Origin of the sequence: Micromonospora sp. HUAS YX12, from assembly GCF_040215685.1 — a bacterium.
In the GTDB taxonomy this organism is placed as follows: domain Bacteria; phylum Actinomycetota; class Actinomycetes; order Mycobacteriales; family Micromonosporaceae; genus Micromonospora; species Micromonospora tulbaghiae.
Genome location: NZ_CP157974.1, coordinates 4,753,351 through 4,780,105, shown reverse-complemented (window position 1 = coordinate 4,780,105; position 26,755 = coordinate 4,753,351). Strand labels below are relative to the sequence as shown.

Annotated in this window: 25 protein-coding genes; 9 read left to right on the top strand and 16 right to left on the bottom strand. The window is 73.7% G+C overall.

The window, feature by feature from the left end:
• Positions 1 to 79: 79 nt before the first annotated feature.
• Both ABIH81_RS22760 and ABIH81_RS22755 read left to right on the top strand, forming a co-directional pair.
• Positions 80 to 1,315, top strand: a complete 1,236-nt coding sequence (locus ABIH81_RS22760) for a family 16 glycosylhydrolase (RefSeq protein ID WP_349876913.1) — start codon at positions 80 to 82, stop codon at positions 1,313 to 1,315.
• Positions 1,316 to 1,561: 246 nt separating this feature from the next.
• Entirely contained in the window at positions 1,562 to 2,248 is a 687-nt protein-coding gene (locus tag ABIH81_RS22755) for a GNAT family N-acetyltransferase (RefSeq protein ID WP_349876912.1), read from the top strand.
• A gap of 41 nt (positions 2,249 to 2,289) precedes the next feature.
• On the opposite strand, the gene ABIH81_RS22750 is transcribed toward ABIH81_RS22755, so the two are convergent.
• Positions 2,290 to 8,064 (bottom strand): TIR domain-containing protein, encoded by a 5,775-nt coding sequence (locus tag ABIH81_RS22750; protein WP_349876911.1) that lies wholly within the window; start codon positions 8,062 to 8,064, stop codon positions 2,290 to 2,292.
• 108 nt (positions 8,065 to 8,172) lie between these two features.
• Here ABIH81_RS22750 and ABIH81_RS22745 point away from each other — a divergent pair, with 108 nt between their 5' ends.
• The 3 genes from ABIH81_RS22745 to ABIH81_RS22735 are packed head-to-tail and all read left to right on the top strand — an operon-like array spanning position 8,173 to position 10,695.
• Positions 8,173 to 9,405, top strand: coding sequence for an SLC13 family permease (locus tag ABIH81_RS22745; RefSeq protein WP_349876910.1), 1,233 nt, complete (start codon positions 8,173 to 8,175; stop codon positions 9,403 to 9,405).
• A gap of 10 nt (positions 9,406 to 9,415) precedes the next feature.
• Positions 9,416 to 9,739 (top strand): nuclear transport factor 2 family protein, encoded by a 324-nt coding sequence (locus ABIH81_RS22740; protein WP_349876909.1) that lies wholly within the window; start codon positions 9,416 to 9,418, stop codon positions 9,737 to 9,739.
• Positions 9,740 to 9,795: 56 nt separating this feature from the next.
• Complete coding sequence (locus ABIH81_RS22735; RefSeq protein ID WP_349876908.1) at positions 9,796 to 10,695, top strand: GNAT family N-acetyltransferase; 900 nt, start codon at positions 9,796 to 9,798, stop codon at positions 10,693 to 10,695.
• Here the strand turns inward: ABIH81_RS22735 and sigJ are convergent.
• Positions 10,601 to 11,584: an RNA polymerase sigma factor SigJ gene (gene sigJ, locus ABIH81_RS22730; protein ID WP_349876907.1), complete on the bottom strand. Its 984-nt coding sequence runs from the start codon at positions 11,582 to 11,584 to the stop codon at positions 10,601 to 10,603. The two genes, ABIH81_RS22735 and sigJ, sit on opposite strands and share 95 nt — an antisense overlap.
• 135 nt (positions 11,585 to 11,719) lie before the next feature.
• On the opposite strand from sigJ, the gene ABIH81_RS22725 reads away from it, so the two are divergent.
• Positions 11,720 to 12,496, top strand: a complete 777-nt coding sequence (locus ABIH81_RS22725) for an SDR family oxidoreductase (RefSeq protein ID WP_349876906.1) — start codon at positions 11,720 to 11,722, stop codon at positions 12,494 to 12,496.
• 57 nt (positions 12,497 to 12,553) lie between these two features.
• On the opposite strand, the gene ABIH81_RS22720 is transcribed toward ABIH81_RS22725, so the two are convergent.
• The 9 genes from ABIH81_RS22720 to ABIH81_RS22680 all read right to left on the bottom strand — a co-directional run bounded on the left by ABIH81_RS22720 (position 12,554) and on the right by ABIH81_RS22680 (position 20,053).
• Positions 12,554 to 12,895 carry a hypothetical protein gene (locus tag ABIH81_RS22720; RefSeq protein ID WP_349876904.1) on the bottom strand — a complete coding sequence of 114 codons (342 nt, stop codon included), beginning with the start codon at positions 12,893 to 12,895 and terminating at the stop codon, positions 12,554 to 12,556.
• Positions 12,895 to 13,338: a hypothetical protein gene (locus ABIH81_RS22715; RefSeq protein WP_349876903.1), complete on the bottom strand. Its 444-nt coding sequence runs from the start codon at positions 13,336 to 13,338 to the stop codon at positions 12,895 to 12,897. The genes ABIH81_RS22720 and ABIH81_RS22715 overlap by 1 nt, the downstream gene beginning before the upstream one ends.
• Positions 13,322 to 14,365 (bottom strand): hypothetical protein, encoded by a 1,044-nt coding sequence (locus tag ABIH81_RS22710; RefSeq protein ID WP_349876902.1) that lies wholly within the window; start codon positions 14,363 to 14,365, stop codon positions 13,322 to 13,324. The genes ABIH81_RS22715 and ABIH81_RS22710 overlap by 17 nt, the downstream gene beginning before the upstream one ends.
• A gap of 260 nt (positions 14,366 to 14,625) precedes the next feature.
• Positions 14,626 to 15,528, bottom strand: a complete 903-nt coding sequence (locus ABIH81_RS22705; RefSeq protein WP_349876901.1) for an inositol monophosphatase family protein — start codon at positions 15,526 to 15,528, stop codon at positions 14,626 to 14,628.
• 15 nt (positions 15,529 to 15,543) lie between these two features.
• Positions 15,544 to 16,197 carry a hypothetical protein gene (locus tag ABIH81_RS22700; protein WP_302906365.1) on the bottom strand — a complete coding sequence of 218 codons (654 nt, stop codon included), beginning with the start codon at positions 16,195 to 16,197 and terminating at the stop codon, positions 15,544 to 15,546.
• Positions 16,194 to 17,195 carry a hypothetical protein gene (locus ABIH81_RS22695; protein WP_349876900.1) on the bottom strand — a complete coding sequence of 334 codons (1,002 nt, stop codon included), beginning with the start codon at positions 17,193 to 17,195 and terminating at the stop codon, positions 16,194 to 16,196. Before ABIH81_RS22695 ends, ABIH81_RS22700 begins: the two co-directional genes overlap by 4 nt.
• A gap of 55 nt (positions 17,196 to 17,250) precedes the next feature.
• Positions 17,251 to 18,027, bottom strand: a complete 777-nt coding sequence (locus ABIH81_RS22690; RefSeq protein WP_349876899.1) for a class I SAM-dependent methyltransferase — start codon at positions 18,025 to 18,027, stop codon at positions 17,251 to 17,253.
• A gap of 140 nt (positions 18,028 to 18,167) precedes the next feature.
• Positions 18,168 to 19,100 (bottom strand): hypothetical protein, encoded by a 933-nt coding sequence (locus tag ABIH81_RS22685; protein ID WP_349876898.1) that lies wholly within the window; start codon positions 19,098 to 19,100, stop codon positions 18,168 to 18,170.
• Positions 19,097 to 20,053, bottom strand: a complete 957-nt coding sequence (locus ABIH81_RS22680; RefSeq protein WP_349876897.1) for an LpqB family beta-propeller domain-containing protein — start codon at positions 20,051 to 20,053, stop codon at positions 19,097 to 19,099. The genes ABIH81_RS22685 and ABIH81_RS22680 overlap by 4 nt, the downstream gene beginning before the upstream one ends.
• A gap of 148 nt (positions 20,054 to 20,201) precedes the next feature.
• Here ABIH81_RS22680 and ABIH81_RS22675 point away from each other — a divergent pair, with 148 nt between their 5' ends.
• Positions 20,202 to 20,795 carry an HD domain-containing protein gene (locus tag ABIH81_RS22675; RefSeq protein ID WP_349876896.1) on the top strand — a complete coding sequence of 198 codons (594 nt, stop codon included), beginning with the start codon at positions 20,202 to 20,204 and terminating at the stop codon, positions 20,793 to 20,795.
• Positions 20,796 to 20,888: 93 nt separating this feature from the next.
• A complete protein-coding gene (locus tag ABIH81_RS22670; protein ID WP_349876895.1) occupies positions 20,889 to 21,530 on the top strand; it encodes a dihydrofolate reductase family protein in 642 nt (213 codons plus the stop codon).
• Positions 21,531 to 21,542: 12 nt separating this feature from the next.
• Here the strand turns inward: ABIH81_RS22670 and ABIH81_RS22665 are convergent, their stop codons facing one another.
• The 5 genes from ABIH81_RS22665 to ABIH81_RS22645 are packed head-to-tail and all read right to left on the bottom strand — an operon-like array spanning position 21,543 to position 25,911.
• Entirely contained in the window at positions 21,543 to 22,055 is a 513-nt protein-coding gene (locus ABIH81_RS22665; RefSeq protein WP_121685243.1) for a hypothetical protein, read from the bottom strand.
• An 11-nt stretch (positions 22,056 to 22,066) separates the two neighbouring features.
• Positions 22,067 to 22,870: an ABC transporter permease gene (locus ABIH81_RS22660; RefSeq protein ID WP_349876894.1), complete on the bottom strand. Its 804-nt coding sequence runs from the start codon at positions 22,868 to 22,870 to the stop codon at positions 22,067 to 22,069.
• Entirely contained in the window at positions 22,867 to 23,817 is a 951-nt protein-coding gene (locus ABIH81_RS22655; protein WP_349876893.1) for an ATP-binding cassette domain-containing protein, read from the bottom strand. The genes ABIH81_RS22660 and ABIH81_RS22655 overlap by 4 nt, the downstream gene beginning before the upstream one ends.
• The gene (locus ABIH81_RS22650; protein WP_121685240.1) at positions 23,810 to 24,457 is read right to left on the bottom strand and encodes a GNAT family protein; all 648 of its coding nucleotides are present in this window, start codon (positions 24,455 to 24,457) and stop codon (positions 23,810 to 23,812) included. Before ABIH81_RS22650 ends, ABIH81_RS22655 begins: the two co-directional genes overlap by 8 nt.
• Positions 24,454 to 25,911, bottom strand: coding sequence for an aldehyde dehydrogenase family protein (locus ABIH81_RS22645; RefSeq protein WP_121685239.1), 1,458 nt, complete (start codon positions 25,909 to 25,911; stop codon positions 24,454 to 24,456). The genes ABIH81_RS22650 and ABIH81_RS22645 overlap by 4 nt, the downstream gene beginning before the upstream one ends.
• Positions 25,912 to 26,079: 168 nt before the next feature.
• On the opposite strand from ABIH81_RS22645, the gene ABIH81_RS22640 reads away from it, so the two are divergent.
• Positions 26,080 to 26,754 carry a flavoprotein gene (locus ABIH81_RS22640; RefSeq protein ID WP_349876892.1) on the top strand — a complete coding sequence of 225 codons (675 nt, stop codon included), beginning with the start codon at positions 26,080 to 26,082 and terminating at the stop codon, positions 26,752 to 26,754.
• Position 26,755: the final 1 nt, after the last annotated feature.

Below are 26,755 nucleotides of genomic sequence, written 5' to 3'. Positions count from 1 at the left end.
TATCTGTATGGTTTGTTAACCGTTGGGCGGGGCCGGCCGCCGTGACGGGAACGGCCACCACCCCCGCAGGAGGCGCCCCGTGCGCAGAATCCGTACCCTCGCCGCGCTGGCGGCGACGGCGGTCGGCCTCACCGCCGCCCTCGCCCTCGTCCCGCACTCCCCCGCGATCGCCGCCCCCGGCGCGGTCACCTGGTCCGACGACTTCAACGGGCCGGCCGGCGCCGCCCCCGACGCCGGCAAGTGGCGCTACGACATCGGTGGCGGCGGCTGGGGCAACAACGAGTTGCAGTACTACACCAACAGCACGCGCAACGCCGCGCTCGACGGCAACGGCAACCTGGTCATCACCGCCCGCAAGGAGAACCCGTCCGGCTACTCCTGCTGGTACGGAAGCTGCCAGTACACCTCGGCCCGGCTGCTCACCAACGGCACGTTCGCCCAGGCGTACGGGCGGTTCGAGGCGCGCATCAAGGTGCCGCGCGGCCAGGGGCTGTGGCCGGCGTTCTGGATGCTCGGCAACGACATCGGCACGAACCCGTGGCCCGGCAGCGGCGAGATCGACATCATGGAGAACGTCGGCTATGCGCCGTCCACGGTCTGGGGCACGCTGCACGGCCCCGGCTACTCCGGTGGCAGCGGCGTCGGCGCGTCCACCTCGCTACCAGGCGGCCAGGCGCTCGCCGACGCCTTCCACACGTTCGCCGTGGACTGGGCGCCGGACTCGATCACCTGGTACCTCGACGGCGTGGCGTACTCGCGCAAGACGCCCGCCGACATCGGCGGCAACCGCTGGGTCTTCGACCATCCGTTCTTCATGATCATGAACGTCGCGGTGGGCGGCAACTGGCCCGGCTCGCCGGACGGCGGCACCACGTTCCCGCAGACCATGACCATCGACTACGTCCGGGTCCAGGCCTGGGACAACGGCGGCGGGGGCACCGGCGGCCAGATCGCCGGGTACGGCGACAAGTGCGTCGACGTGGCCAGCGCCGGCACCGCAAACGGCACCCCGGTGCAGCTCTGGACCTGCAACGGCACCGCCGCCCAGCGCTGGACCTGGAACGCCGACGGCTCGGTACGCGCGCTCGGCAAGTGCCTCGACGTGGCCGCCGGATCGACCGCGAGCGGCGCCAAGGTGCAGCTCTACGACTGCAACGGCACCGGCGCGCAGAAGTGGGTGTTCAGCGCGGCCGGGGACATCGTGAACCCGCAGGCCAACAAGTGCCTGGACGCCACCGGTCCCAGCTCGGCCGACGGCACCCGGCTGCAGATCTGGGACTGCACCGGCGCCGCCAACCAGAAATGGCGCCGCTGACCGGGGTCCAGGGCAGGGGCGGGCGTCACTCACCGCCCGCCCCTGCCACCCCTCCCCCGCGATCGTGCACTTTCGGCCCGAGCGGTGACGCGAATGTCCCGTCCGCCCGGGCACGAACTGCAAGATCACGAGGGCTGCCGCCGGGCGGATCGCGAACGACGTTGCGTCGCTCTGGGTGGTCCGGGATACCGTGAGGTCCGTTTCGCTGCCGCGAGACCAGACCATCGACCTCCTGGAAGCGCGATCATGGATGAAGCGACCGGCGCGCCGACCCCGATGAGCGGGTTCACGCCGGAACCCATCCCCACCGCACGGCTGATCCTGCTGCCCCTGGCCGTCGAGCACGCCCGGGAGATGGCGGCCGTCCTCGCCGACCCGGCGCTGCACACGTTCATCGGCGGCGAGCCCGCCGCCCCGGCGGCGCTGCGGGCCCGCTACGAGCGCCTGGTCGCCGGCTCGCCCGACCCGGCCGAGTCGTGGTGCAACTGGGTCATCCAGCTCCGGGACGACGGCCGGCTGGCCGGCTTCGTCCAGGCCACCGTCACCGAGCCGCACCAGACGGTGGCGGACACCGCCACGGCGGGTGCTCGCGTGGTCGGCCACCGGCACCTCGACGAGGCGACACCGGCCGCCGCGGGACCGGTCGCGGAGATCGCCTGGGTGGTGGGGACGCCCTGGCACGGGCGCGGGTTCGCCACCGAGGCCGCCCGTGGGATGGCCGGCTGGCTGGGGCGGCGCGGTGTGCGTACCCTCATGGCCCACATCCATCCCGACCACCGCGCGTCGGCAGCGGTGGCCGCGGCCTGCGGCCTGGCCCCCACCGACGTGTGGCAGGACGGCGAGGTCCGCTGGACCGGACCTGCCGCCCCGCCTCCCCGCCTCGCCCGTCTGCCCCGAGTTGACCAAGGAGTTCGTGCCGGAGACGACGTCTGATCCGGACACGAACTCCTTGATCACCAGGAGAGGAGTGGCGGTCAGAAGGGGGCGTCCACGGAGAGGCGGCGGACCTGGGTGAGGTAGGGGTCCAGCTCGCCCACCTCGAAGCGGCACGTGCCGATGACGTGCCAGAACTGGCCGCCCGGGTCGCCGTCCAGCTTGTACCGGCCGTCCGGGCTGACCGCCGCCCACCCGTCCGGCAGACCGATGAGCGTGGTGCGCAACTGGGCGTGTTCCGGGTCGGCCACGTCCCACAGCCGCACCGTGCCGTCGTCACCGGCGCTGGCGAGCAGGCTGCTGTCCGGGCTGAAGTGCACCGACCATACGCGCCGGGTGTGCGCGGCCAGGGTGCCGTGCAGCCGGCCGGTGACCGGATCCCACAGCCGGATCACCAGGTCGTCCCCGGCGGTGGCGAGCAGGTTGCCGTCCGGGCTGAACGCGCAGGACCAGAGCCGGCCGTCGTGTCCGGTGAGCACCAGGCGCCGCTCGCCGGTGACCGCGTCCCAGACCACCGCCGTGCCGTCGTTGCCGGCGCTGGCCAGCAGCGTGCCCTCGCTGTTGAAGCCGACCGAGTAGACCCGGTCGGTGTGGTGTTCGAGCGTGAGCCGGCAGGTGGCGGTGGCCGCGTCCCAGAGCCGTACCGTCTGGTCGTCGCAGCCGGTGGCGATGGTCTCGCCGTCGGGGCTGAACGCGACGGTGCGCACGCGCCCCCGGTGCGGGGTGAGCGTGGCGAAGTGCCGGCCGGTACGGCGATACCACAGGCGTACCGTGTCGTCGTCGTTCGCGGTGGCCAGGGCGTCGCCGTCGGGGCTGAACGCGACCGCCCAGACGTGGTCGGTGTCCACGTTGAGTTCGCGCTCGTCGGCGCCGGTGTCGGTGTTCCACAGGTGCACGCCGCCGTCGCCGCTGGGGGTGGCCACCAGCGGCTCCTCGGGGCAGAACACCACCGACAGCAGCCGGTCGGCCGGGCTGGCGAGCTGCCGCAGCAGGCGGCCGGTACGCGGCTCCCAGAGCCGGATCACGCCGTCGTTGCCGCAGGCGGCCAGCACCTCACCGTCGTCCCGGAAGGACAGCGCGGTGACGCGGCGGCCGTGCCCGCGCAGCGTGTGCTGGAGCTGCCCGGTGCGGACGTCCCACAGCCGGGTGGTGCCGTCGTTGCTGCTGGTCGCCACCTGGTTCTGGTCCGGCCGCCAGACCACCGGCCAGACCGAGCCGCGGTGCCGGGTCAGTTCGTGCCGCACCTGCCCGTCGTCGGTGTCCCAGAGCTGGATCGCGCCGTCGCTGGCGGCGGTGGCGAGCAGGCTGCCGTCGCCGTTGAACCGGACGCTGTAGATCGCGCCCCGCTGCCGCCCGAGCACCCGTACCGGCCGGCCCGTCTCGGTCTCCCACAGCCGCAGCGCGCCGTGCGTGTCGCCGGTGGCCATCAGTGTGCCGTCGGGGTGGATGTCGAGGGCGTACACGTCGGCCTCGTGGCCGCGCGGCGCGCGCAGCAGCTCGCCGTCGGTGGCCCGGCGGATCCAGATCCGGCCGTGCTGACCGACGGCGACCAGCAGCCGGCCGTCCGGGGAGTGCACGACCCGGTAGACCACCTCCGGCTCGCGTACCTCGAACGCCGGCTTGCCGGTGGGGATGTCCCAGCCGCGGACCGTGCCGGCGCTGTCGGCCACCACCACCCGCCGCCCGTCCGGGCTGAACGAGGTGCCCCAGATCGGCGCGGAGTGGCCGGGCCACTCGTGGCGCAGCCGGGCGCCGCGGGTGTCGTACAGCCGCACCACGCCCGCCGCGTCGCCGACCACCAGGCGGCCCCGGCGCCCGTCGGTGAGCAGCGGCCACACCCAGCCGGAGAAGACGTCCTCGATGACGTGCCGCACGTCGCCGTGGTCGGCGTCCCACAGCCGTACGGTGAGGTCGGCCGAGCCGGTGACGAGCTGGTGGGAGGCGGCGTCGTAGCGGACCGCGTACACCCGGGACCGGTGTCCCGCGAGCGTGCGCACCGGCAGCCCGGTGGCGGTGTCGCAGAGCAGCACACCACCGTCGTCGCTGCCGACGGCCAGCACCGCGCCGTCCGGGCTGTACGCCACCGGCACCGGCAGCCGGCCCACCTCGAAGCCGTAGCCGACGCCCACCGCCGGCGGGGCCAGGCCCGGCGCGACCGGACGGCCCGGCGCGACGACGGCGCCGCGCAGCTCCGGGGCGCGCAGCAGCGCCGGGTCCGCGCTGACGTCGATCAGCGCGGTGCGGTGCCAGCTGCTGCCGGCGACGCGCGCGCCCCGCAGGTCGGTACGGAACAGGCGCGCCCCGGCCAGCTCCGCGTCGCGCAGGTCCGCCCCGGCGAGGCGGGCCTGGTCCAGGCGGGCGCCGCGCAGCCGGGCGTGTTCCAGGCGCGCCTCGGTCAGGTTGGTGGCGACCAGCCGGGCGTCGGTCAGGTCGGCGCCGGTCAGGTCGGCTCCGGCGAGTTCGCGGTGCGACAGGTCCTCGCCGCGCAGCACCGCGCCGCGCAGGTCGGCCCGGTCGGGCAGGCGCAGCCGCGCGGACAGCCGCAGCGCGTTGGCGCGCAGCGTCTCGCCCGCCGACTCGTCGCCGAGCACCCGGGCGGTCCACGCGGTGCAGCGGGCCGGGTCGGCGAGGTCGCCGAGGAACTCCACGGCGAGCGCGGACAGCGACCGCACCGCCAGCGCGGCCGGCTCCTCGCCCCGGTTGATCTGCTCGGCCACCCCCTCGGCGACCAGCCACTCCATCACGGAGGTGTGGATGAACCCGAACAGCCCGTCGTCGGTGCGGACGAGCAGGCTGCCCGCGCCGACCGCGTGCGCCGCCTGCGGGCCGGACAGCCGCGAGTCGGCCCGCCCGGCGAGCTGGCCGGTCGACTCCGCCAGCTCGGCCAGCCGAAGGTACGCCTCGCCGCTCTCCCAGAGCTGGAACGCCAGCCGGCTCACCGCCTGCCACAGCTCGGGGCGGCGCAGGCTCACCGGCGCGCCCGGGATGCCCTGGGTACGGCGTTCCTCGAAGTCCAGCCAGGACTCCAGGATCTCCCGGTACAGCGCGGCGGCGCTGAACGTGCCGCCCGCCCCGGCCACGGCGGCGAGCCGCCCCTCGTCCAGGTTGGCGATGAAGCCGAGCATGCGCGGGTTGCGGGAGAGCCCGAGCAGGTCCTTGACGCCGGCGAGCAGGTCCATCCGCTCGCGGGCGGCCCGCTCGTCGCCGCCGTACCGGTTGCGCAGGAACGCCTCGATCTGCCCGGGGGTGAAGTCCTCCACGGCGAGGACGCGCCGGTGCGGCAGCAGGCCGACCCGCTCGCCGAGCGCGGTCAGCACCTGCGAGTTGGTCTTGAAGTGCTGGGTCCGGCTGCTCACCACGATCTTCGCGTTGCCCTCGGCGGCCTGCAGCAGCGTCTCCAGGTGGTCGGCGGCCCGGTCGTAGGTCACCCGGGCCACCAGCTCGTCGAACCCGTCGAACAGCAGCACGATGCGCCCCTGGCGCAGCATGTAGCGGAACGCCTTGAGGTCGATCACCTGCTCGCCGTGGTTGGCCAGGTGCGCGGCGACCAGGCCGTCCACGGAGTGCGCCTTGTCCAGCGCGCGCAGCTCGACCAGGATCGGGATCAGGTCCGGCGCGGCGGTGGGCAGCCGCCGGGCCACCTCCCGCAACGCGAACGTCTTGCCCCGGCCGAAGTCGCCGAGCACCAGCACGAACCGGCCGTCCGGCGCGGAGACGGTCTCCAGCAGCTCGTCCACCACGTCGTCGCGGACGCGCTGGTCGGCGCCGACGAGGTGGCGGTAGCGCTGCGGCACGTACTGCCCGGGCGGGTAGAGCCGGTCGGCCTGGAGCCGGGCGGTCTGCGCGGCGACGTACTCGCGCAGGTCGAGCAGGCCCTGGAACTCGGTCAGGTGCAGCACGCGTACGCCGCGGCGCTGCGCCTCCTCGGCCAGCCCGCGCGGCACCCGGTCGCCGTCGTAGACCAGCTCGGAGGCGATGTCCGGGTCGGTGGCGTGCACCCGGCGGGCGAACCGGTCCACGTCGGCCGGCGCGGGCGTGCCCACGTGCGCGCCGACGCGCTGCTGGCGGACCACCCCGTCGGAGCGGTAGCTGATGTACAGGTGCGGCGGGTCGGTGTCGACGCGGCGTACCACCACCCGGTCGTAGCGGGCCTCGCAGACCTCGGCGAGCCGGTCCAGCAGCCGCTGCACCGGGGCGACCGGCGCGGCGGCCGCCGCCACGCCCTGGGTGGCCCCCTCGACGGCGACCGGGCGGCGCGGGTCGGGCACCTGGGCCGGGCCGGACGCGCCGAAGGTGGCCTCGGCGTGCGGCCAGGACACGGCGGTCGCCGCGCCGCCGTCGAGCCGGTCGTCGCGGCCGAGCACCCAGCGGGTCATCCCGTCCACACCGAGCCGCAGCACCTGCGCCCGGCCGTCGCGGGGCGCGGCGGCCAGCGGCACCACCGGGTCCACCCGGGCCGACGGCGCGGCGTCGGACAGCAGCAGGTTGAGCATCGGGCCGACCAGCCGGTTGACCGAGCCCCGGTCGCGCAGCGACACCGGGTCCGGCGGCACCTCGTCGGCGTACGGGCTGCGCGCCCCCGGCGCGTGCGCCATCGCGCCCAGCCGCAGCCAGCCGGACTGCTGGTAGTGGCGCAGCCGCTGGGCGAACCAGCTGGACTGCGCCTCGCCGAGGAAGCCGTACCGGTCCTCCTCGCGGTGGGTGATGGCGATGGTGGAGTTCAGCCCCGCCACCACCACCCGCAGGTCGGGCACCGGGAACAGCGTCCAGGGCTGCTCGCTGTCGAAGATCCGGTCGTCGAGTCCCTGGTAGAGGTCGTCGAACAGGCGCGCGTAGTGCCGCCACTTCGGCCAGTACGGCGGCTGCGGGTCGACGTCGTCGGCCTCGCAGGTGGCGAAGTACGCGCGGCACGCGGCCATCGTCACGTCCCGCGGGCCGGGCACCACGACCAGCCGGTGCGGCTCCAGCCCGAGCAGCACCCGCAGGCCGGTGAGGAAGCTCAGCGCGTCGGAGAACTCGCGCGGGCTGCCCGACTCGGTGAGGTTGCCGGCGACGACGAGCAGGTCCGGCCGGGGCACGCCGTCGTTCATCAGCAGCGTGAGGTCGCCCATCAGGTGTTCCTGGACCTCGCCCGGGGTGACCGGCGCACCGGGTGTGATCACGCCCCGGCCGAAGCGCGGCCCGGCGACCTGGAGCACGGTGACGGTGTCCCGGGCGGTCGGTGGCGCCGCCGCGGCCGGCGGGAACGGCGGCGGGTTGATCGGGGTACGCCGGGCGCGGCGGGGCGCGGGCGCTCCGGCGGCGGGCGCGGCGAGCACCCCGTGCGGGTCGGCCGGGTGGTGCGGGAACGCCGGCTGCCGCATCGGCTTGGCCCGGCCGTCGAGCGCCTCCCGGATGCGGTCGAGCACCCGGTTGCGGGCCTGCACCGGGTCGTCCACGCCGACCAGGTCCACGTAGGTGATGGTGGCGAGCAGGCCGTCGATCGGGCAGTCCTCGACGCGTACCGTGACGAGCTTGTTGCCCGTGCCGTCCGGGTCGGCGCGCAGCGCGGCCTGCCACTCCAGCTTGCCGTACGTGGAGTGCAGGTAGCGCTCCGACAGCACCGCCACCACCACTTCGGCCTCACGGACGCCGCGGTCCATGAAGTCGATGAAGTTGGTGCCTGCCACGAAGTCCCACGCCTGCAACAGCGTGCGATAGCCGGCCGCCTCGAACTCCCACGCCAGCCACGTCGCCCAGCGTTCGTCCGCGGGCGAGTAGCTGATGAAGAAATCGATGGGGCGGTCGGACCGGGTGGGGTGCGCGCCTACAACCACATGGTCATTATGGCCACCCACGGTCAACAGATCGACACCCTCGGCAGCTCGGATCGCGGCCGCGTCGGGCTCCTCCGCCCTCGTCGGCATGTGCGAGGATCATCCCTCGTGGAGACCCCCGGCGATCCGCCGAACGCCGTGCCCGACCGTTCCCGCTGGGGCCGCCTGCACGTGCTGGACTGGATCGCGATCGGGCTGGCCGTGCTCGGGGTGGTGTGCGTGCTCACCGGGCTGCTGCCCCGCGCCGACGCCGAGGCCACGATGCGGCGGATCGTCCCGATCCTGATCTTCCTCGGCACGGTGGTGGTGCTGGCCGAGCTGACCGCTGTGGCCGGGGTGTTCGACGCGCTGGCGACCCGGGTGGCGGTGACCGCGCGGGGCAGTTTCCGGGCCCTGTTCTGGCTCTGCGTCGGCTTCGCCTCGGTGACCACGATCGCGCTCAACCTGGACACCACGGCGGTGCTGCTCACGCCGGTGATGATCGCGCTGGCCCGGGCGCTGAACGTGCCGCCGACGCCGCTGGCGATGACCACCGTGTGGCTGGCGAACACGGCGAGCCTGCTGCTGCCGGTGTCCAACCTGACGAACATCCTGGCCGCCGACCGGGTCGATCTGGACCCGGTGCCCTGGGCGGCCCGGATGTGGTGGCCGCAGCTGGTCGCCGTCGCGGTGACCGCGCTGCTGCTGTGGTGGTGGTACTGGCGTCCGGCGCGCGCCGGGGCCGACCCGTTCGACCCGCCGCCGCCGTACGTGCCGCCGGACCGGGTGCTCTACCGCACGGCGCTCGCCGCCTGCCTGCTGTTCGTCGCCGGGATCCTCGCCGGGGTGGAGATCGGCATCGCCTCCGGGTTGGCCGCGGCGATCCTGGTCGCGGGCTTCGCGGTGCGTGCCCGGCACCGGCTGCGGCTCGCGCTGGTGCCGTGGCGGCTACTCGTGTTCGTGACCGGGCTGTTCCTGGTGGTGCAGACCATCGGCCGGTACGGCCTGGACACCGTGATGGGCACGCTCATCGGCACCGACCCGGGCGCGGAGGGCGCACTGCGGGCGGGCGCGGTCGGCGCACTGTTCAGCAACGTGGTCAACAACCTGCCCGCGTACCTGGCCGGCGAGGCGGTGATCGCGGCCGACCGGCACACCCAGCTGCTGGCGCTGCTGATCGGCACGAACGTCGGACCGCTGGCCACGCCGTGGGCGTCGCTGGCCACACTCATCTGGTACGAACGCTGCCGGGCCGCCGGGGTCGCCGTGCCGCTGGGCCGGTTCGTGGCCACCAGCGCCGTGCTCGCCGTGCTCGCCACCACCGCCACTGTTGCGGCGCTTCTTGTCGGTCCCGGCGCCTAGCATCACGACCATGAGCAACGCGCCCGAGATCGTCCGCCGCTACTTCGCGCTCGCCGGCCAGGCCGACAAGGAGCCCTACCTCGCGCTGTTCGCCGACGACGCGGTGGTCGAGGACGAGGGACGCACCCACCGCGGGATCGAGGAGATCCGCGCCTGGCGCAGCGGCACGCCGCTGGTGACCTACGAGATCACCGACGTCGAGCAGACCCCGGCCGGGACGGTGGTGACCGCGACGATCAGCGGCGACTTCCCCGGCAGCCCGTTCGCCGGGCTGCGGTTCCGGTTCGAGGAGTACGACGACACCCACATCCGCCGGCTGCGCATCGCCCCCTGAGCCGGGGCGCGAAAACCGCTACGGCCGAGTCCCGGCCGCTGGCTACCGTGGCCCGCATGACCGCCGTGCCCACGCTGCACTTCTGCACCGACCCGGGCGAGTTCCTCGCCGCCGCCGAGGCGTACCTGGCCGCCGATCCGGTGGTCAACACGGTGGTCGCCACCGTCGCGGAGCGGATGGCGGCCCGCCGTGCCGAGGGTGTCGCGCTGCCCGAGGACGACTGGTGGCTCGTGGTCCGGGACGCCTCCGGGGCGGTGGTGGGCGCCGCGATGCGTACCGCGCCGTTCCCGCCGCGACCGCCGTTCCTGCTGCCCATGCCGCGGGAGGCCGCCGTGGCGCTGGCCCGGGCGTGGCACCGGCGCGGCGAACGGGTCCGCGCGGTGAACGGCGCGCTGCCCGCCGCGCGCGCCTGCGCCGACGAGATGGCCCGCCTCGACGGCGGCCGGACCGAGGTCGCCCAGCACACCCGGCTGCACCTGCTCGGCCACCTCACGCCGCCCGCACCGGTGCCCGGCGCGCTACGGACGGCCACCGCGGACGACGTCGACCTGGTCGCCGCGTGGTTCGGCGCGTTCATGGCCGACGCCGACGAGCAGGCGGGCCGCCCGCGCGGCACGAGCGCCCACGAGACGCCCGACCACGCCGAACTGCTGCGCCGGATCCGGGACGGCCGGGTCTGGTTCTGGACCGACGAGTCGGGCGCCCCGGTCCACCTGACCGCCGCCAACCCGACGTCGTTCGGCGTGGCCCGCGTCGGACCGGTCTACACGCCACCCGAGCAGCGCGGACGCGGCTGGGCCGGCAACGCGGTCGCCGAGGTGGGCCGGCTGCTCGCCGCCGAGGGCGCACGGGTGTGCCTGTTCACCGACCAGGCCAACCCGGTGTCGAACCGGCTCTACGCCCGGCTCGGTTTCCGCCCGGTGGTCGACATGGCCAATCTGACTCTGGCCGACTGAGACGGTCCGCGACTCCGGGTCGGCCGGCGAGGCCGAGCGCAGCCAGCCGGTGCGGGTCGGCGATCACGTCCACGGCGGCGATCCGGCCACCGGTGACGGTGAACGCCATCACCGACAGCGGGCGGTCGCCGGCGCTCACCAGCACCCCGGCGGCGCCGTTGACGAGCACCGGCCGGGCGTGCGGGAACAGCTTGCCGAACGTGGTGGCCTGCGCCGCCACCGTCGTCGCGCCGGTCAGCACGACCGTGTGCCGGGCGCGGGCACTCCCGGCGTCGGAGCGCAGCACCACGTCCGGGTGCAGCACCGCGATCAGCGCGTCGAGGTCGCCGTCGCGGGCGGCGGCGAGGAAGGCGTCCACCACCGCCCGCTGGCGGGTCAGGTCGGGATCGGGCGTGGGCGCCTGTCCGCGTACCCGGCGGCGGGCCCGGCTGGCGACCTGCCGGGCCGCCGCCGGTGAGCGGTCGACGAGCGGGCCGATCTCGTCGAACGGCACGCCGAACATGTCGTGCAGCACGAACGCGAGCCGCTCGGCCGGGGTCAGCGTGTCCAGCACCACGAGCAGCGCCAGCCCCACCGAGTCGGCGAGCACCGCGGCCTGCGCCGGATCGTCGGCGCCGGTGTCCACCACCGGGTCGGGCAGGCGTACGTCCAGCGGATCCTCCCGGCGGGCGGCGCGGGACCGCAGCGTGTTGAGGCTGACCCGGGCGACCACTGTGGTCAGCCAGGCGTCGAGGTTGTCCACTGTGGCGGCGTCGGTGCGGGACAACCGCAGCCAGGTCTCCTGCACCGCGTCCTCGGCGTCGGTGAGCGACCCGAGCAGCCGGTACGCCACCGCGCGCAGCCGCGGCCGCTCCCGCTCGAACCGCTCCGCCAGCCCGGTGTCCGTCACCTGAGCCTCCCCTCCCGCGCACCGTCTCGACCCGCGCCGGGTCGCCGATGTGACCAGACGTGACGGCTGTCACACCTGTCACGTCGGCGGGCCGGCGCGGGTCGACGTGGCAGCACCGGCAACGGGAGGACGACGATGAACGCACCCATTCTGGTCACCGGCGGCACCGGCACGATCGGCCGGCACGTCGTACCGCTGCTGCGCGCCGCCGGGCACCCGGTGCGCGTGCTCAGCCGGCGCGGCGGACGGTCCGGCGACGGCGTCACCCACGTGACCGCCGACCTGCTCAGCGGCGTGGACCTCGACCATGCCGTCCGCGGGGTGTCCACGGTGCTGCACCTGGCCGGCGGCGCGAAGGGCGACGACCGCGCCACCGCCCACCTGGTCCGGGCCGCGCGCCGGGCCGCTGTGACGCACCTGGTGCACATCTCGGTGACCGGCGCCGACCGGGTGCCGCTGGCCTGGACGCGGTCCAAGCTCGACGCCGAGCGCGCGGTGGCGGACTCCGGCATCCCGTGGACGGTGCTGCGGGCCGCGCAGGTGCACGACCTGGTGCTGACCATGCTGGCGGCGATGACGAGGCTGCCGCTGGTGCCGGTGCCGGGCGGGCTGCGGTTGCAGCCGGTCGACGCGGCCGAGGCGGCGGCCCGGCTGGCCGAGCTGACGCTGGGCGCGCCCGCCGGGCTGGTGCCGGACCTGGCGGGGCCGGACACGTACGGCATCGGCGACCTGCTGACCGTATACCTGACGGCCACCGGAAAGCGCCGGGCACGCCTGCCGGTACGCATTCCCGGGCGGGCCGGCCGGGCGTACCGGGAAGGCGCGAACCTGGCCCGGCCGGGCGCCGCGAGGGGCGTGCGGACCTGGGCCGGCTTCCTGGCCGACCGGGCGCCGTCGCGGCCGGGCGCCTGATCCGCCGGGCTGACGCTCAGCGAAGGGTCAGCCAGGCCGCCCCGGTGACGGCGAGGATCACCGCGCCAGCCCGGCCAGACTCCAGCCGCCGCGGTCGATGCGCCGGCGCACTGCCTGCCGGTCCGGGCGGAAGTCGTCGAACGGGCTCGACCGGAACCAGTAGCGGGCGTACAGCACCATCACCGCTCCGAACACCAGGGCGAAGCCTCCGGTCAGCGCCGCGCTGCCGAGCACCCAACCGTCGGCGAGCACGCCTCGGATGCCCGCGCGCCCGGCGAGGACGGTGCGGACGACCTGCACGATCCCGTTGACGACACCGAGGGCGACACCGACGCGTCCGGCGACGAGCCAGATGCCGGCCTCGCGCCGAACGCCTGCCGCGTTCTCCGTGCGCGCCATCACAGGCCCCGTGGCTCGATGGGGAAGCGGCCGAGGCGCAGGCGGCTTCGATCCTGCCGCACCTCGCTCCACCGCTCGTCGTGGCTCAGCAGCGGCAGCAGCTCACGCAGCATGTTCACGGTGGCGACCATCAGCTTCTCGTCGCGGTAGATCTGGCTCAGCAGCGGCTTGACGATCCTTCGGCGAAAGGTCGCGGCGAACCACGCGACGATCACCGCGGCACCTGCCGCGACGCCCGCTCCGGTCCACCAGTCAGCCGCCGACACGGCCGTCACCAGGCCGACGAGGACCAGTACGGCCAGGACGACCACGCGCAGCGCCTCGTACCAGCGCAGCCGCTCTCGCGCCGCGTCCACCCGGGTCAGCAGGTGCTCCGCCCCGCGCAGCAGCCGCTCGAACTCCGGGCCGGAGAGGTCGCCGGCCTGCTCAGAACCCCAGCCCACAGAACTCTCCCACGGTCGTCCGGAGGCTTCGCTGCACCGCGGCGAACTTCATGTCGTCGAACATCGCCTGTTTCTCGCCGACTCCCGGGATGAAGCGGTAGTCCTGCCGGCGGCCGGCGACCGGCAGCACGGCCAGCCGAGGGCGATTGCGGTGCCCGAAGGCACGGATGAGAGTGACCAACTGTCGCTGGAAGGGGGATGCGGGCTCACCGTCGGCGCCCGGCAGGTAGTACTCCTCGACCTGGCTCAGCTGGTCGGTCCAGTAGAGGTCGGCTTTGGTGACCGCCAGGATGAACCAGAGGTCCTTGGCGGCCGGATTGTCCACCCAGCAGGGCAGCAGGTTCTGGCAGAACCGGGAGAAGTGTTCGAGCTCGACGTTCCGGTTCTGGGCCCAGAGCTGCTCGGACGGCGACGGGATCGCCGCCTCGACCTCCCGGGCGATCTCCTCGGCCCGGTCCCGCCGCTCCTCCTCGGTGGGCGTCCCATCGAGGGACGCCTGCCACTGCTCCCAGAGCCGGGCCTCGACCTGCCGGCGAAGCTCGTCCTCACGCCGTTGCCGCCGCTCCTCGAGGACGTTGACCTCGCGGGGATCCCACGGCTCGTCGTACCCGGCGGCGGCGACGTAGATGACGCCTGTCGGGTGGTTCGGCGGCTTCAGCATGGCGTCCCACTTGTCCACCTCGCCGGAGGAGTAGTCGCCGCCCGCGGTCTGCCCCGGACTCACCACGAGCGTCACATGGGCCTGACGCCGGCCGGCCCCGAGCACCAGGCGGTGCGGCACATGGTCCTCGTCCCGTCGCCGGATGTAGCCGTTGTCGCCGAGCAACGCCTGGTACAGCGCGCTCTTGCCCACCCCGCGCTGGCCCGCCACCAGGACCGGGATGATGTCGCTCGTGGGTCGTCGCGTGGTCTCGGCGATCGACACCCGTCCGCCACCCGGGTGACCGGCCCCGGAGTTGTCGACAGCGGACACGACCCGCGACCACCGGTCCCGCACTTCCGTCCAGTAGTCGTCCGGCTCACCCATGACGCGGCCCGATCGGCCGGTCGACTTCCGTCTGATGTGGACCACTCAGCCAGAACACGCGAGGAGCCTAGCCACGGCGGCGTGGCGTCGAATCCTATGAACAGGCGGCAGCATCCGGCACGTACGGTCAGGCGCCCGTGACCGGGTGGAACTGCTCGAACATGACCTCGTAGCCGTCCGGGTCGAGCCCGTAGGTCACGGACCCGGAGCCCGATCTTGGGCGGTCTGGCGGCCATCGGCCCGAGGCCGGCGGATCCGGCTCACCAGCCGACCGAGCCGAGGCCGACCGGGGTGAGGCGGCGCACCTGCGGCTCGATCCACTGTGCCGCGGTGACCAGTTTGACCAGCCGGTCGATGGTCTCCGGCGGCCCCGCCACGAAGCTGCGCCGGTCGGCCGGGCAGCCGTACCGGTCGTCGAACGTGCCGCCGTCGAGCGCGCGTACCGCCATGCCGGCCTCCGCGGCGAGCAGCATCCCGGCCGGCAGGTCGACCGCCTCGGGGCGGTAGCCGACGATGCCGTCGATGTCGCCGCGGGCCAGCATCACCCAGGACAGCAGCGGCGCCCACAGTTGCAGCACCCGGCGGGCGCTGGTGTCCAGCACCACCTTCAGCGCCCGGGCGGTGCTGTCGTCCCGGCGTACCTCGTGCCCCTGGGTCCAGGCCAGCACCGGCGCGGACGGCACCGGGCGGTGCGCGGCGCGCAGCGGCCGCGCGGCCGGGCCGGACGCGTGCACGAACGCGCCCCGGCCGCGCACCGCCGACCAGGTACGGCCCGCGACCGGGTCGTGCACCACGCCGATCACCGGCGAGCCGCGGTCGCACAGGGCGATACCGACCACGTACGCGGGCAGCCCGATCGCCACGTTGTTGGTGCCGTCGAGCGGGTCCACGAGCCACGCCCAGGTGGTGTCCGGGGCATACTCGCCGCCCTCCTCGGCGATCACGCCGTGCTCCGGCCAGCGGGCCCGGATCCGGTCGACGATCAGCCGCTCGGCGGCCAGGTCGAGGTCGGTGACCAGGTCACCGGTGTCGTTCTTGGCCCGCGCGTGCACCTCCCCCCGGGTGCCCCGGCGCAGCAGGCGGCCCGCCGCCTGGGCGGCCTCCACCGCGAACCGGTGCGCGTCGCGCAGGTCGGGCCCGCCTCTGTTCGGCTCCACGTCCATGGCTCCTCCAGCCAGTCAGCCCCGTGCCACCAGTCGCGCGATCTCCCGCGCCATCCGCGCGGTCTCCGCCGCGTCGCAGCGGTCCCGGCGTACCCGGTGGCTGCGCCCGTCCACCGCGCCGAGGCTCAGGTCGCACGCGCCGGGAGTGGTCCGGCCGAGCGCCACTGTCACCGCCGGCTCACCGGCGTCGACCTCCGAGGTGTGGAAACCGCCGGCGCGCAGCGCGTACGAGTCGCCTGCGGAGTGCGTCTCCACCGCCGCGGTCATCGCGGTGACCAGCCGGTCGGTGGCGGCCATCTCGTCCACCTCGCCGAGGCTGTGCACCTCGTAGATCCGCCAGGCCGGGTCGGCCGGCGCGTCGTCCACCTCGATCAGCTCGTTGCGTACGGTGCCGTGCAGCACGTGGCTGAGCAGATCCCAGCTGTGCGAGTGCATGGTGGAGGTGGTCGGGCGCACCGGCGGCGGGTCGGCCGGCCAGGCGTGCACGCAGATGCCGTCCGGGCCGTCGCGCTCCACGGGCAGGCAGGTGAAGCCGAGCGGGTGCCGGACCGCGCGCAGCGGCCGCCGCCCGTCGGCCACGTCGCCGAGCACGTCCAGCACCCAGCCGCGCAGCATCTCCGGCCGGGTGCCCCGGTCGATCTCCCGTTCGAGGTCGGCGTAACTGGTCATGAGTAGGGGTTCCTCGCCTGGACGGCCTTGCCGATGATGTCGGCGACCACGCGGTCGCCGAAGGACCGGGGCAGCGTCAGGCCGAGGGCGGTGAACAACCGCCGTACCTGCTCGACCGACGGCTCGTCGTCGAGCTTGACCTGGGCCGCCGCCTCGATCGGCACGCGCCGGCTCTGCCGGCGGCTGTAGTCCAGCTCGATGTTGAAACGGTTGTAGTAGACCTCGCCGCGGTCGATGCGCAGCGCGGGCGTCTGCGGGTTCTCCTGGGTGATGACGACGCACGAGGAGGAGAGGTCGTAGCGGAACGTGGTCATCTGCGCGGAGAGCCGGACGTCAATGGTGAGAAGGCCGGAACGTTGCAGGTGCCAGCAGGCGGCCAGCACTGTCGCGTACGACTCCTTGCGGGTGCGGTCGACGGTCCACGGCTCGCCCGGCGCGTCCGGGTCGAGGCTGCGCCGGAACCGCGCGTACCGCTCGCAGACCTCCTCGTCGGTCGGGTCGATGATCTCGATCGCGACGGTGAGCGTGGCGTTGCGCCGCCGGGCGTGTTCCAGGCAGTCGGGCAGCGTGACCGCGCGCAGGAACGTGCCGGTGCCGCCCTTGAAGCTCCACTGGTCGGTGTGCCGCCGGGCCTCGGCGAGCGCCTGCCCGACCTCGCTGCCGTGCAGCACGCGCACCATCGAGACGCTGTCGATGGCCTCGCGGGCCCGGTTCAGCGCGCCCTCCGGCCCGGTGATCTCCTGCATCTGCGGCACCAGGTCGGTCAGCCGGTCACGGGTGTCCGAGATGACCTGGCGGACCTCCCGCTCGGTGGTGCGCCGGCGCAGCCGGTCCCGCAGCATCGCCTGCGCGAGCAGGCCCAGGACCAGCAGGATCGCGCTGTTGACGACCTCCTGGTCGACCGCGTTGGTGAGACCGAGCACGGACACCGTGAGCGCCAGGACGAGGCCGATGAACGCGTCGAGATTGGTCACGACCCAGGCGAGCAGGCGCGTCATGACATCCCCCGGTCGACGACGGAACCTCCATGATAGCCCGCTGTCAATGTCGCCATCACGCCCTGTTTCCGGATGGTGGCGGTGCGCCCTGCCGGCGGGCGGCGCAGATCAGCGAACCGCCGAGCCCCGGCGCGGCGCGGGCCAGCCGGCGCGAGGCCACCCACCGGCCGCCCGGCAGCCGCCAGCCGACCTCGTTGGAGCGCAGCGCCACCGGTGTGAACCCGGCCCGGCGCAGCGTCCGGCGCAGCAGCGAGGCGGTGAACGGCCGGATGTGCAGCCACAGGTACGGGTGCAGCGGGTCGACCTGCCGCGGCGCCCGGCCGGCGAGGAACGCCAGCCGGTCCTGCACCGGCGCCAGGTTCGGGGTGGTGAGCACCAGCAGGCCGTCCACGGCCAGCACCCGGTGACACTCCCGCAGCAGCGCCAGCGGGTCGTACACGTGCTCGATCAGCTCCCCGGCGAGCAGCCCGGCGAAACTGCCCGCCCGGAACGGCAGCCCGCGGGTCGCGTCCAGACGGACCGGCAGCCCTCGCCCGCCGTCCGCCGCGCGGGCCGTGCGCAACGCCGTCTCGGCCATGTCCGCGAGCACCACCGGGCCGGGCAGCGCGGCCGGGTCGAGCATGCCGCGCGGCCCGCAGCCCAGCTCCAGCACGGGCCCGCGTCCGGTCACCCCCTCGGCCATCAGCCGGGCCGCGACCGCGCGGCGCACCCGGTGGTACGGATCGTCGACGTACCCGTCGACCTCGGCGCCGTCGTGGTAGCGGCGGTGGTTGGCGTGCCTGCCGTGCGCCTGCGCGCGGTGCGACGACATCCCGGTCGGCGGCTCGGCCATCACCCCTCCACAGCGGACGCCGGCCCCTTCGGCGGCGTCCGCTCCAAGCCTCGCACCGCTTCCGCCTTCCGGGGTGCACATCCGCCCGGGGTACGCCGACGCGGCGGCCGGTCGTCCGGCCGCCGCGCCGATCGGGTACGTCAGACGGCCGGCGCCCAGTCGAGCCGCATGCTGTCGTCGTACTCGTCGCCGGGGATCCACCACGGCTCGCCGAAGCCGCTGGTGAAGACGATGATGTTGCCGCCGTCGGCGTCCGGGTTGCTGTCCGGGACGGACAGCGCGGCGCAGTAGCGGCCGTCCGGGGAGAACACCGGCGAGATGATGAACCGCGGTTCGTCGGTGAGCATCTTCAGCCCGGTGCCGCCGATCCGCACCGACGCCAGCGACAGGTTGTGGCGTTCCTGGTCCAGGTACCACCGGTTGGTGCTGAACACGATCCGCTGGGAGTCGGGTGTGAAGACCCCGTGGTGCGCGAACTCGCCCGGTACGCGCTGATAGACCAGTCGCGCCTTTCCGGTGGCCAGCTCCAGCACGCGCAACTGCCCACCGTCGGACCGGCTGAACCACTCCGTCACGATCATCGAGCCGTCCCGAGACCAGTTCGGACGCGCCATGAGGTGCCCCTCGACGAGGACCCGGCGGGCGCCGGTGTCCACGTTCACGGCTACCAGGCGGGAGTCGCCGATCACCAAGGCCACCTCGGTGCTGTCCGGCGACCAGGTCGGCCACTCGTAGTGGACGCCGAACGGGTCGGTGATCACTGTGCGGCTCTCCCCGGTGGCCCGGTCGTACAGGTCGAGAGTGGGGTCGAAGGCGGGACCGGGCTTCTGGCCGATCACGGCCAGGTAACGCCCGTCCGGCGAGGCGGCCGCGTCGGCGCCCGGGGGCAGCAGCACCTGCGGGGTGGTGCGCCCCGGGTTGATCTGCAGCACGCCGGCGCTGCCGGTGACGATCCACGGCCCGTTGACGCCCGCGGCGGCCGAGGCGGCCGGCCCGCCGGCCAGCCCGGTCGCGGTGGCGGCGCCGGTGAGCGCGGCGGCGCGCAACAGCGTACGACGGTTCATCGTGGTCATGCCGGCACCTCCGTGGAGATCGCCGCGGCCCAGTCCAGCCGGGTGCTGTCGTCGTACTCGTCGCCGGGGATCCACCACTGCTCGCCGAAGCCGCTGGTGGACACGATGATGTTGCCGCCGTCGGGGTACTCGTTCTCCGGCGGGATCGACAGCGCGGCGCAGTAGCGGCCGTCCGGGGAGAACACCGGCGACAGGTAGAACCGGGGTTCGTCGGTGAGCTTCTTCAGCCCGGTCCCGTTGATCCGTACCGAGGCGAGCGACTGGTTGAGCGACTCCAGGTCGGGATACCAGCGGTCGGTGCAGAACACCACACGCCCGGAGTCGGGCATGAAGACCGGCGAGTCGAACCTCTCGCCCGCCACCGGCGTGTAGACCGGCCGTGCCCTGCCGGTCGCCAGGTCGAGCACGCGCAGTTGCGGACCTTCGGAACGGCTGCGCCACCAGAGGACGATCATGGAGCCGTCCCGGGACCAGTCCGGGTCGGCCATGTGGTGCCCCTCGATCAGCACGCGGGTGGCGCCGGTCGCGACGTCGACGGCGATCAGCCGGTCGTTGTTCTCGCCGGTGACCAGCGCGATCTCCCGCCCGTCCGGGGACCAGGTCGGCGCGCCGTAGTGGACGCCGAACGGGTCGGCGAGCAGGGTACGCTTCTGGCCGGTGGTCCGGTCGTACACCGCCACGAACGGCGCCAGCGTGCCGTCGCCCGAGCGGGCCGGGTTGACCCAGGCCACGTACCGGCCGTCCGGCGAGGTCTTGGCGTGGTCCCCGTTCGGCAGCAGCTCCCGCGACGTGGTGCGGCCCGGGTCGACCTGGAGCACGCCCCAGCCGACGCTGACCAGCCACGGCCCGTTGACCGACTCGGCGGCGGCCGCGCCGTGGGACGTGGCGGCCAGCCCGGTGGCGGCGGCCAGCCCGGTCAGCGCGGCGGTACGCAGCAGGGCACGACGATTCATTGCTGCCATTCGACAACCCCCGTGAGAGACGTGGCCCTCACCCTCGCGAGTGGATCGATCGACGGGAATCGGACGAGCGGCCGCTTCACGTTCGGCTGCTCGTCCATCACCGCTGGTGAGACCGGCGAGGACCGGTACGCTCGCCCCGATGACCTCCGACGCGCTGCGCCGTGCCCTCACCGAACCGGGCGACCCGCCGCTGCTCCCGCTGCCCGGCGTCGCGGTCGAGCTGCTGGACGCTCTGGCCGCCCCGCCGCGCCTGGGCGCGCACCTGCGGCTGGTGCACGACGTCGCCTGGCACCTGACCGCCGCGTTCGCCGACCGGTTCGCCGCGGTGCCGTTCGACAGGCAGGCGGTGCTGTTCGGGGCCGCCGTGCACGACCTCGGCAAGGTCGAGCATCCCGGCGAGCTGACCGGCCCCGGATCGGCGCACGAGGAGGCGGGCTACCAGTTGCTGCTGCGCTTCGGCGTACCCGAGGAGCGGGCCCGCTTCGCGGTCACCCACGCCGCCTGGCACTCCCCCGGCGTGCAGCTGGAGGACCTGCTGGTCAGCCTCGCCGACAAGGTGTGGAAGGGCCGCCGCGTCACCGACCTGGAGGAGCTCGTGGTCGACCGACTGGCCGCCATCACCGGCCAGGAGCGCTGGCAGACGTTCCTGGACCTCGACGACGTGCTCGCCGAGCTGGCGGCCGGCGCGGACCGGCGGCTGGCGTTCCAGGCCGAGCATCCGGTGCACGGCTGACGGCACGCCCGATCCGCCGCCGGCACGACGATGAGTCCGGCGCCCGCCGGTGGTCCTCCCTGAGTCGGTGTTCTCCGATCTCGGGGAGGAAGCATGAGCACCAGTGAAGCGCGAGGCCGGGTGCGGGCGTTCGTCACCGTCTCGCTGGACGGCTACGTCACCGGCCCGGACGACCACGCGGGCCAGGGGCTCGGTGTCGGCGGCGAGCGGCTGCACCACTGGGTGATGGGCGGCCCGTGGACGTACGACTCGCCACGCGAGCCCGGCGCCGGCATGACCGACGAGGACCGCGCGTACTTCGACGAGCTGCTGGCGGGCACCGGCGCCGCGCTGTGCGGCCGCGGCATGTACGACAGCGCGGGCGCCTGGGGCGGCCGGAACCCGTTCCAGGGGACCCTTGTCGTGCTCACCCACCGCACCGCCGACCAGCCCGATCCGAGCACCGGTTTCCTCATGGTCGACGGGTTCGACGAGGCGCTGGCGGCGGCCCGGCGCGCGGCCGGTGACGGCGCAGTCGCCATCGGCGGGGGCGCCGACGTGATCCGGCAGGCGCTCGCGGCCGGGGTCGTCGACGAGCTGGGCATCAGCACCGCACCGGTCGTCCTCGGCCGGGGCAAGCGGCTGTTCGAGGGTTTCGACCGGGACATCGACCTGGAGATCCGCGCCGTGCACCACTCACGCTACGCCGTCCACGTCCGGTACGGCGTCGGCCGCCGTTCGAGAGGCACCGCCTGACGTCAGCGGCGTTCAGCCGGTGACGGCCTCCCACGCCTGCTCGGTGGCGTCCCGCGTCCGCTCGGCGGACCGGCCGTCGCGGGCGGTGACGGTCACGACGAGCGTGTCCGCCCGGCGCCAGCAGGTGATCGACCCGTCGGCGCCACTGTGGCAGGTGGTCTCGGCGCCGGGCGCGGCCGTGCCGCCGCCGAGGCGCGACTGCAACGCCCGCCCCACAGCGGTGATGCCGACCGGATTGCCGTAGTAGGCCTCGAGGGTCAGCGGCGGCGGGATCGCCTCGCCGTACCCGTTGATCACCACGGCGAGCCCGGGTGGGCCGTCAACCAGCGGCGGGAGTTTGTCGCGCCCGGTGTCCTGACGGGGCAGGCCGGCCAGCTCGGCCGGAGCGGTGAGCCGGTCGAGCTCCAGCGGGCCGGACCGGGCCGGATCCGGCTCGTCCCGCCCACAGCCGGCCGAACCGATCGAGACGGCGACGGCCAGGGCACTGGCAGCCAGTCGGGCAGCGCGACGGGGATGTCCGGTCACGAGATCCTCCCTCACCGTGGGGCGACTGTGTAGCGTCGGTATCTCCAGGTCGCAAGCGGCGCGAACATGAGCAGGATGCCGATAATCCATCCTATCGACATCCAAACCGGATGCTCGGCGGCGAATCCGTTCGGCCGTGCCGTGCCGGCCCCACCGGCCGCCTCTCGGACGGCCTGCGTCACCGCGCTCACCGGGTTCCAAGTCGCTATCCCCCGAAGCCCGGAGGGCAGTTGGTCGATCGGCACGAATGCGCTCGACAGGAACGTGGCCGGAAAGAGCCAGATGAGGCTCGCGCTCTGCGCCACCTCGGCGTTGCGCACCGCCAGGCCGAGCGTGGCGGTGACCCAGGTCAGCGCGTACCCGAAGCCCAGAACCAGCGCGCCACCGGTAAGCAGTCCGGCCGCGTCGCCGGCCGGCCGCCATCCCACTGCGAGTCCCGCGCCTGCGCAGACCAGGACCACGAGCACCATGCTGAGCAGATCCCCGGCCGTGCGCCCGACCAGGACCGCGGCACCCGCCATCGGCAGCGACCGGAAACGATCCACAATACCGCGTCGCACGTCGTCCGCGAGGCCGATGGCGGTGATCGCGGAGACCCACACCGCGCTCTGCACGATGACGCCCGGCATCAGGTACGCGCGGTAGTCCGACCCGGGCACCGTGATGGCATCCCCGAAGACGTACGCGAAGAGCACGACGAACAGCACCGGCTGGATCGTGGTGAAGACCAACAGGTCAGGCACCCGGCGGATGCGGATGGCGTTGCGCCAGGTCAGGATCGCGCTGTCGGTGAGCGCCCCGCGCAGGGTCGTCATCGGTGTCCGCCTTCCTCTGCCGCAGTCAGGGCCAGGAAGACGTCGTCTAGACTGGGCCGCTCCGTGCCCAGTTCCAGCGGCTCCACACCGTGCGCACGGAGGTCACCCGCCAGCCCGATCATCGCGACGGTGGCGTCGGCCACCGGCACGGAGAGCCGGCACCCGTCCGGGCTCCGGTCCGGCTCCCGCAGGCCGTGTGCCGCCAGCAGACGCGCCGCGCGGTCAGCGTCCCGCCGGTCCACTGTCACCGCCAAACGATCGCCGCCGAGGCATTTCTTGAGATCCTCGGGCGTGCCCTCGGTCACCAGGCGGCCGTCGGCGAGGATCGCGATGCGATCGGCGAGCCGGTCCGCTTCCTCCAGGTACTGCGTGGTGAGCAGCACGGTCACCCCGTCCTCGGCGAGCCCTCTGACGATGTCCCACAGGGCCCGGCGGCCGGCCGGGTCCACTCCCGTCGTCGGCTCGTCCAGGATCAGCACGTCGGGACGCCCGATCAGCGCACAGGCCAGATCGAGGCGTCGACGCATCCCGCCGGAATAACCTCGGGCCGGGCGGTCCGCGGCGCTGTCGAGCCCCAGCCGCCGGATCAACGATTCGGCTCGGCTGCGCGTGGTGCGGCGGTCGAGCTGGTAGAGACGGCCCACCATGGTCAGGTTCTCCAGACCGGTGAGGTACTCGTCGACTGCGGCGAACTGACCGGAGAGGCCGATCCGGCGCCGGACCTGGGCGGGCGCGGCCACCACGTCGACGCCGCAGATCCGGGCGCTTCCGGCGTCCGGTGGCTGCAACGTCGACAGGATGCGGACCAGCGTCGTCTTGCCAGCCCCGTTCGGGCCGAGGACCGCCACGATGCTGCCGCGCGGGACCGCCAGGCTGAGGCCGTCCAGAGCAGGCGTGCTGCCGTACGACTTGTGCAGGTCGCGCACGTCGATGGCCGGCTCAGTCATCGGCCGGCTCCCCGACGAGACGGCGGGCCACGTCGACGGGCGCGGCGGCGAGGTAGCGGGACAACACCCGTCGCGCGGCCCGGCGGTCCTCGGCCGGCACCGCTTCCGCCGACGGGTGCCGGCCGGGCGAAGCGGCGTACTCGGTGGCGAGCAGCGACGAGACGACGGCGTGGTGGAAGCGCCCGTCGAGGTAGAAGTAGTCGCGGAGCACCCCTTCCACCGTCAGCCCCAACGCCGCCACCGTCTCGATCATCATGCGGTCGAAGGTGGCGGTGACCAGCTCCACGCGGTGGGCGTTCAGGGTACGGAAGAGGTAGCCGAACAACAGGGCGAACGCCTCCCGGCCGGCGTCGGCACCCCAGCGCTCCGGATCGCCCACCACGTGCTCGATCGTGTAGCCGCCGGTGACGCCGGCACGTCGCCACGACAGCGCGCCGATCGGGTCGCCGTGCGCATGCTCCACGACGAGAGTGGTCTGCCGGGTCCCCCCGATCACCTCCCGGGCCTGTGACGGCGTCAGGAACCGCGGCCCTCGCGACGAGTGCACCACGGTCTCCGCGGCCAGCCAGCGCGCCACCAGTGCCACGTCGTCGTCATCCAGGGCGCGTAACCGGACCGACGTCCCACCGAGCATGCTCATCGGGGCGCCCCGGACACCGTCATCGCGTGCTTGATCCTGCTGTACTCGTCCAGGGCGTAGATGGACAGCTCCTTGCCGTGACCGGAGACGCCGAAACCTCCGTGTGGCATCTCCGAGGCGAACCGCAGGTGCGTGTTGATCCACACGCAACCGAACTCGAGCCGCCGGACGAGCTCCATCGCCGTACCGTGATCGCGGGTCCAGACGCTTGCCGCGAGACCCTGTTCCACCCCGTTGGCCAGGTCCAGCGCCGTCTCCAGGTCGTCGAAGGGCTGGACGGTGACGACCGGGCCGAAGGTCTCCTCCTGCACCAGGCGGTCATGCTGTCGCACGCCGGACACCACTGTCGGTTCGAAGAAGTAGCCGGTCTCGCCGATCCGCCGGCCACCGGTGTGGATCCGGGCGCCCGGTGTCAGAGCGAACAGCAGGGAGGTCAGCCGGTCGAGCTGAGCGGCGTTGTGCAACGGGCCGAGGTCGCAGTCGTCGCCGGGCGGGCCCACCCGCAGCGACTCCGCGCGTTTCACCAGCGCCGCCACGAACTCGTCGTGCCGCTCGGCGGCCACGATCACCCGGGCCGCCGCCACGCAGTCCTGGCCGGCGTTGCCGAAACCGGACGTGGCGACCGCGTCCACGGCCTCGGTCAGGTCCGCGTCGGCCAGCACCACCACCGGCGCGTTGCCCCCGAGTTCGAGGTGTATCCGTTTCAGTCTGTCGCCAGCGGCCGCCGCGACTTCACGACCGGCGCGGGTGCTTCCGGTGAGCGACACCATGGCGACGTCCGGGTGGACCGCCAGCAGTCGCCCCGTTTCGGCGTCTCCGCAGACGACGTTGACCACGCCAGGCGGCAGATGCGCGTCGGCGAGCTCGGCCAACCGCAGGGCCGTGACCGGGGTGGACGGGGCCGGCTTCAGCACCACGCAGTTCCCGGCGGCCAGAGCCGGGGCGAGCTTCCACACGGCGGTCAGCAGTGGGAAGTTCCAGGGCAGGATCTGCGCAGACACCCCCACCGGTTCCCTGCGCACGAGCGAGGTGAGGCCGGCTTCGTACTCCCCGGCGGCCGGCGCCAGTGCGAGGCGAGCCGCCCCGGCGAAGAAACGAAGATGGTCCACGGCCGGCGCGATCTCGTCGGCGGCGACCAGGCGGGCCGACTTCCCGGTCATGGCAGCCTCCGCCTCCGCGAGAGCGGTGGTCTGCCCCGCCACGGCGTCAGCCAGCGCCAGCAGCGCCGCCGCTCGGCGTGCGGGCGGTTGCCACCGCCAGTGCCCGAACGCCGACGTGGCGGCGCGCACCGCCTCGTCCACGTCCGCGGCGTCGGAGCGGGGTGCAAGGTACGCGGCCCGGCCCGTCGACGGGTCGTTCACCGTGTCCCACCGTCCCGACCGGGGCGGCACGGCCGCGCCGGCGATGTGGTTGTCGTATCGCGGTGGGTGATGGTGCTCCGGTGTGCCGGACATGCGCCCCCCTGGTCTGCCGCGGTTCATGTGGGGGCGAAGCTACCGCTCGGCGCGACGCGTTCCGTAGTGGCTGGCCGGTAGCGGCCAGCGGCGTTGACCAGCCGGCGCGGACGTTCCTACGTTCGGCGCACAGTCCGTATGACGAGCCGGGAGTGGGGCTGATTCACCGTGCCGCAGAACGAGCGCGAACCGACCGCCGACAGCGCGAAGGCCGTTCCGGAGTTCGGCGGCCGGCGTCTGCTGCTGGTCAACAGCGGCGCGGTGGCGGTGATGCACCTGCCGTTCTGGCTCAACTGGATCAGCACCAACTATCCGGATCTGCAGATCCAGGCGGTCGTCACACCGAGCGCCCAGCGCTTCGTCAGTCAGGACGCGCTCACCCTGCTGACCGGACGCCGGGCCCACCTCGACCGGTGGCCGGCGCAGACCGACACTGGCGCACTGCACGCGCAGTGGGTGGAGTGGGCCGACTGCGCCCTGGTCTACCCCGCGACGCTGAATTACCTCGGTCGACTCGCCTCAGGGCTGGGCGACAGCCCGAGTCTGCTCGCCCTCCAGTGCGCTGCCACGATCCCCATCGTGGTGGCGCCGTCCCTGCCCCCCGGTGCCACCGACAATCCAATCGTGCAGGAGAACCTGCGACGGCTGGCCACCCGGCCGAACCTCGTGGTCGCACCCACGCAGCCGGCCCGGAGCGCGACCACCGGCCGGCGCGACGCCGCGGGCGCGGTGCCGGTCTGGTCAGCGATCGTCCTCCTTGAGCGCTGCCGCCGGGCGCTGGCCGGAACCGGCGACGAGCAGGTGACACCACACCGCACGACCCAGCCTATCCGCAGCGCCTGAG

Coding starts and splice junctions, on each gene's coding strand:
- ABIH81_RS22660 (WP_349876894.1), bottom strand. CDS start 22,870: ATGACGACCCTGCGCGGGGCGCTCACCGACAGCGCGATCCTGACCTGG.
- ABIH81_RS22740 (WP_349876909.1), top strand. CDS start 9,416: ATGAGCAACGCGCCCGAGATCGTCCGCCGCTACTTCGCGCTCGCCGGC.
- ABIH81_RS22645 (WP_121685239.1), bottom strand. CDS start 25,911: ATGTCCGGCACACCGGAGCACCATCACCCACCGCGATACGACAACCAC.
- ABIH81_RS22680 (WP_349876897.1), bottom strand. CDS start 20,053: ATGAATCGTCGTGCCCTGCTGCGTACCGCCGCGCTGACCGGGCTGGCC.
- ABIH81_RS22655 (WP_349876893.1), bottom strand. CDS start 23,817: ATGACTGAGCCGGCCATCGACGTGCGCGACCTGCACAAGTCGTACGGC.
- ABIH81_RS22725 (WP_349876906.1), top strand. CDS start 11,720: ATGAACGCACCCATTCTGGTCACCGGCGGCACCGGCACGATCGGCCGG.
- ABIH81_RS22695 (WP_349876900.1), bottom strand. CDS start 17,195: ATGACGCGCCTGCTCGCCTGGGTCGTGACCAATCTCGACGCGTTCATC.
- ABIH81_RS22710 (WP_349876902.1), bottom strand. CDS start 14,365: ATGGGTGAGCCGGACGACTACTGGACGGAAGTGCGGGACCGGTGGTCG.
- ABIH81_RS22690 (WP_349876899.1), bottom strand. CDS start 18,027: ATGGCCGAGCCGCCGACCGGGATGTCGTCGCACCGCGCGCAGGCGCAC.
- ABIH81_RS22685 (WP_349876898.1), bottom strand. CDS start 19,100: ATGACCACGATGAACCGTCGTACGCTGTTGCGCGCCGCCGCGCTCACC.
- ABIH81_RS22735 (WP_349876908.1), top strand. CDS start 9,796: ATGACCGCCGTGCCCACGCTGCACTTCTGCACCGACCCGGGCGAGTTC.
- ABIH81_RS22670 (WP_349876895.1), top strand. CDS start 20,889: ATGAGCACCAGTGAAGCGCGAGGCCGGGTGCGGGCGTTCGTCACCGTC.
- ABIH81_RS22675 (WP_349876896.1), top strand. CDS start 20,202: ATGACCTCCGACGCGCTGCGCCGTGCCCTCACCGAACCGGGCGACCCG.
- ABIH81_RS22650 (WP_121685240.1), bottom strand. CDS start 24,457: ATGAGCATGCTCGGTGGGACGTCGGTCCGGTTACGCGCCCTGGATGAC.
- ABIH81_RS22705 (WP_349876901.1), bottom strand. CDS start 15,528: ATGGACGTGGAGCCGAACAGAGGCGGGCCCGACCTGCGCGACGCGCAC.
- ABIH81_RS22720 (WP_349876904.1), bottom strand. CDS start 12,895: ATGGCGCGCACGGAGAACGCGGCAGGCGTTCGGCGCGAGGCCGGCATC.
- ABIH81_RS22755 (WP_349876912.1), top strand. CDS start 1,562: ATGGATGAAGCGACCGGCGCGCCGACCCCGATGAGCGGGTTCACGCCG.
- ABIH81_RS22700 (WP_302906365.1), bottom strand. CDS start 16,197: ATGACCAGTTACGCCGACCTCGAACGGGAGATCGACCGGGGCACCCGG.